Raw genomic sequence first — 4,418 nt, forward strand, 5'->3', positions numbered from 1 at the left:
CCCACCAGCCCCCGCATCCCCGCCACGGCCGCCATGGAGGACGACGTCCCCGAGGTCACCGAGTGGACCGCGGGCGGCCTGCCGCAGCGCCGCAGCCGCGTCAAGACCCCGCTCGCCCAGCGCTACGCCGAGCAGGCCGCCGCCGAGCGCGCCGAGCGGGAGGCCAAGGAGCGCGGCGAGGAGTACCACGACATCTGGGCCGCGGCCGAGCCCGAGAAGAAGAAGCAGAACGACCGCGAACCCGGGCTGTGGGTCGACGCCTTCTGGGAGGGACTGAAGAAGGACCTCGACCCGGACGTCCACCCCACCGACTTCACCCGGAACCCGACCGCCTACCTGCATCTCATCAACGAACCGGCCCGCACCGAGGCCGAGGACGAGGGGGACCTCAAGTGATCCAGCAACGAGCCAACTTCGACTGGATGCTCAAGGAGCTCGCCGACGGCGTACCCGGCGTCGAGATGATCGTGGTGCTCTCCGCCGACGGCCTGCGCATCGCCCGCTACGGCGGCGAGCCGGACGCCGCCGACCGGGTCGCCGCCGCCTGCGCCGGCGTGCAGAGCCTCGCCGCCGCCGTCGCGCAGGAACTCCCGCACGGCGACGGCGAGATGAAGATGGTGCTCATCGAGATCGACGAGGGCTACTTCTACCTGATGGCCGCCGGCGCCAACGCCTACCTCGCGGTGCTCTCCGACATGACCTGCGAACCCGGCCGCATGGGCGGCATGATGCGCGACCTCGTCGTCCGCATCGGCGCCCATCTGACCAGTCCGCCCCGACGGAACGGGCAGACCGTATGACTCCTCCCCAACGCCAGAGGCGCACTCCCGGGCAGAACGGCCCTGCCGAGCCGGCCGCCCCGGCCAAGAAGGAGGGCCAGGGCGGCAACCCGGAGCGGCTGTACGTCGTCGCGGGACCGGACGGCGAGCGCGCCGACATCGACCTGGTCACACTGATCGTGGCGCGCTCACCCGACCCCCCGCCCTCCGCGACCCCCGAGCAGGCGGCGCTGCTGAGGCTCTGCGTCGCCCCCCTGTCCGTGGCCGAACTGTCGGCCTATCTCAGTCTGCCGTTCAGCGTCGTGACCGTGCTGATCACCGAACTGCTGACGGCGGAACTGGTCCAGGCGCGCTCCCCGATCGTCCGCAAGGCGCTCCCGGACCGTTCCCTTCTCGAAGCGGTGATGCATGGACTTCAACGGCTCTGACACCACCCCGGGCCCACGCGCCGAGGACCAGCTGCCCCACACGGCGCAGTCCGCGGTGAAGATCGTGATCGTCGGCGGGTTCGGGGTCGGCAAGACCACCATGGTCGGCTCGGTCAGCGAGATCAAACCGCTGACCACCGAGGAGACCATGACGCAGGCCGGCATCGGGGTCGACGACAACTACGGCTCCGCGTCCAAGACGGCCACCACCGTCGCCATGGACTTCGGCCGCATCAAGATCACCGACGAGCTGGTGCTGTACCTGTTCGGCACGCCGGGCCAGGAACGCTTCTGGTTCCTGTGGAACGGCCTGTTCGAGGGCGCGCTCGGCGCGGTCGTGCTGGTCGACACCCGCCGCCTCGAGGTCAGCTTCGACGTCATGGGCCGCCTCGAGGAACGCGGCGTGCCCTTCGTCGTCGCCGTCAACTCCTTCCCCGACGCGCCCCGTTACCCCCTCTCCGACCTGCGGTCCGCGCTCGACCTGTCTGAGATGATCCCCATCGTGGAGTGCGACGTGCGGCGCCGCGCCTCCAGCCGCGACGTGCTGATGACCCTGATGCGCTTCCTGCACTCGCTCGCCATGACGGGCTCGCTCACCTGACGCGCGGCACCTTCCTCCTTCCCGGACCCTTCTGGCTTTCCCCTCTTCGGAGCGACCACAGTGACGCCTGAATCCCACTCCCAGACGCCGGACCGCCCGGCCGGTGACGACGACGCCCGGCCCGCACCGCCCCCCGGATGTCCCGCGCACGGCCGCGGAGCCGGCGGACTCGCCCGGCTCCACGAGTCGGACGACCTGAAGAAGCTCTACGAGCGGCTGCGCGAGGACCACGGCCCGGTGGCGCCCGTGCTCGTCCACGACGACGTGCCGCTGTGGATCGTGCTGGGCCACGCCGAGAGCCAGCAACTGGTGCGCAGCCCGGCGCAGTTCACCAAGGACAGCCGCATCTGGTCCGCGCTGCGCGACGGCCTGGTCAAGCCGGACCACCCGCTGATGCCGCACATCGCCTGGCAGCCGATGTGCGCCCACGCCGAGGGCGAGCAGCACCGGCGCTGGCGCGGCGCCATCGACACGGCCGTGGCCGCCACCGACTTCCGCGGTCTGCGCCGGCACGTCAACCGCAGCGTCCAGCGGGTCGTCAACCGGTTCTGCGAGGCCGGCGAGGCCGACCTGGTGAGCCAGTACGCCGAGCACCTGCCGATGGCCGTGATGTGCCACGTCCTCGGCATGCCCGACGACTACGACGACCGCATGGTGCAGGCCGCCCGCGACATGATCCGCGGCACCGAGACAGCCATCGCCAGCAACGCCTTCGTGATGGAGGCGCTGAACCGCCTCACCGCCCGCCGCCGCAAGGAGCCGCAGGACGACTTCACCGGCCACCTCGTCAGCCACCCGGCCGGACTGTCGGACGAGGAGGTCAGCCAGCATCTGCGGGTGGTGCTGATCGCCGCCTACGAGGCCACCGCGAACCTTCTCGCCAACGTGCTCCGCCAGGTGCTGATCGACCCCCGCTTCCGGTCCCAGCTCAACGGCGGCCAGATGACCGTGCCCCAGGCCGTGGAGCAACTCCTCTGGGACGAACCGCCGTTCAGCACCATCTTCGCCTACTACGCCAAGCAGGACACCGAGCTGGGCGGGCAGCGCATCCGCAAGGGCGACGGGCTGCTGTTCGCGCCCGCGCCCGCCAACGTCGACCCCCGGGTCCGCCCCGACCCGACCGCCGACATGCAGGGAAACCGCTCGCACCTCGCGTTCGGCGGCGGCACCCACGAGTGCCCCGGCCAGGACATCGGCCGTGTCATCGCCGAGGTCGGCGTCGACGCCCTGCTGATGCGGCTGCCGGACGTCGAGCTGAGCTGTGCGGAGGAGGAGCTGACCTTCGCCGAGTCCATCGCCTCGCGCCATCTGGTGTCGCTGCCGGTGCACTTCACGCCCCGGCCGCAGCAGGAAATCACGCAGGCGCCGAGCCACGAGGTCATCGCGCCGTCGCCCGCGGCGTACGACTGGCAGATCGGGGGGATCCCCCGGCAGGGGGCGGCGGAGGCGGCCGTTTCGGCCACTCCGGCGACTCCGGCGACTGTGTCCGTGGGGGGCGGTGACGCAGGCGCCGGCGCGGTGACGAGCGGCGGCGGGATGCCGGGCGCGGGTCCGGTTCCGGGGCCGGCGCCCACCGCGGTGCCCGTGCCGCCCCCGCCGGCCCGGCCGGAGCCGCCGAAGGGCGCCTGGCAGCGGTTCCTGCGGTGGTGGCGCGGTTACTGACCCGCCGCCCACTCCTCGTACGACACCCACGCCCCGAGCGTCCGGCCGCTGGTGAACCGGCGTTCCGCCCCCGTCACCGGATCGGTGAACGCCAGTTCCCGCGCCAGCAGTTGCAGCGGGCGCCGGAAGTCGCCGGCCGGGACCGGGGCGGTGACTTCGGGGTAGAGGGGGTCGCCGAGGATCGGCACCCCGAGGGCGCTCATGTGCACCCGGAGCTGGTGGGTCTGTCCGGTGCCGGGCACCAGGCGGTACCGGGCCAGGCCGTCCGCCCGGTGCGCGAGCCGTTCCACGTGGGTTTCCGCGTTCGGTTCCCCGTCGACCTCCCGTGCGGTCAGCACCCCGCGCTCCTTGCCGATCCGGCTGCGCACGGTGCGGGGGAGGCGCAGGTCCGGGTCGTGGGGGGCCACGGCCTCGTACACCTTGTGCACCCGCCGGTCGCGGAACAGCGTCTGGTAGGCGCCGCGCTCCTCGGGGCGCACGGTGAACAGCACCAGTCCGGCGGTGAGGCGGTCCAGGCGGTGCGCGGCGGTCAGCCGCGGCAGGCCCAGCTCGTGGCGGAGCCGGGCGAGCGCGGTCTGCCGGACGTGGCTGCCGCGGGGGGTGGTGGCCAGGAAGTGGGGCTTGTCGACGACGACGAGGTGGTCGTCGACGTGCAGCACGTGCAGGGGGAACGGGACGAGGGGCTCCTCCGGCATCTCGCGGTGGAACCAGACGCAGAGGCCCGGGGCGTACGGGGTGTCCGGTGGGACGGGGCGGCCGTCGGCGCCGACGATCTCGCCTGCGGCGAACATGCGGTCGATCAGCGCGGGGTTCGCGGCGAGGCGCTGGACCAGGTGCTCGCGGACCGTTGCGCCGGGGCCGCCTGCGGGCAGACGCACCCGGACCGGGTCCACGCCGTCGCGTTGCGGCAGGGGCGGGGGAGGAATGGGGGTGCGGCGGCGTCTCACG

Annotated in this window: 5 protein-coding genes and 1 pseudogene; 5 read left to right on the forward strand and 1 reads right to left on the reverse strand. The window is 72.6% G+C overall.

Annotated features, from left to right (window positions below; genetic code table 11):
* From CCN29_RS27800 to CCN29_RS27820, 5 genes and pseudogenes are all read left to right on the forward strand, one after another.
* Positions 1–396, forward strand: a pseudogene (locus CCN29_RS27800) (ATP-binding protein); the annotation flags it as partial.
* Entirely contained in the window at positions 393–800 is a 408-nt protein-coding gene (locus tag CCN29_RS27805; RefSeq protein WP_006132309.1) for a roadblock/LC7 domain-containing protein, read from the forward strand. The pseudogene CCN29_RS27800 and the gene CCN29_RS27805, both read left to right, overlap by 4 nt.
* Positions 797–1,207 carry a DUF742 domain-containing protein gene (locus tag CCN29_RS27810; RefSeq protein WP_031023374.1) on the forward strand — a complete coding sequence of 137 codons (411 nt, stop codon included), beginning with the start codon at positions 797–799 and terminating at the stop codon, positions 1,205–1,207. The genes CCN29_RS27805 and CCN29_RS27810 overlap by 4 nt, the downstream gene beginning before the upstream one ends.
* Positions 1,188–1,808, forward strand: coding sequence for a GTP-binding protein (locus CCN29_RS27815; protein ID WP_006132311.1), 621 nt, complete (start codon positions 1,188–1,190; stop codon positions 1,806–1,808). The genes CCN29_RS27810 and CCN29_RS27815 overlap by 20 nt, the downstream gene beginning before the upstream one ends.
* Positions 1,809–1,868: 60 nt before the next feature.
* On the forward strand, positions 1,869–3,470 hold the full coding sequence (locus CCN29_RS27820) for a cytochrome P450 (protein ID WP_006132312.1): 1,602 nt from the start codon (positions 1,869–1,871) through the stop codon (positions 3,468–3,470).
* Here CCN29_RS27820 and CCN29_RS27825 read toward each other — a convergent pair.
* Complete coding sequence (locus CCN29_RS27825; RefSeq protein ID WP_086685362.1) at positions 3,464–4,417, reverse strand: RluA family pseudouridine synthase; 954 nt, start codon at positions 4,415–4,417, stop codon at positions 3,464–3,466. The genes CCN29_RS27820 and CCN29_RS27825 overlap by 7 nt on opposite strands.
* Between the last annotated feature and the right edge of the window lies 1 nt (position 4,418).

Source organism: Streptomyces pseudogriseolus (genome assembly GCA_002154585.1).
Classification (GTDB): domain Bacteria; phylum Actinomycetota; class Actinomycetes; order Streptomycetales; family Streptomycetaceae; genus Streptomyces; species Streptomyces pseudogriseolus.

Coding starts and splice junctions, on each gene's coding strand:
- CCN29_RS27815 (WP_006132311.1), top strand. CDS start 1,188: ATGGACTTCAACGGCTCTGACACCACCCCGGGCCCACGCGCCGAGGAC.
- CCN29_RS27810 (WP_031023374.1), top strand. CDS start 797: ATGACTCCTCCCCAACGCCAGAGGCGCACTCCCGGGCAGAACGGCCCT.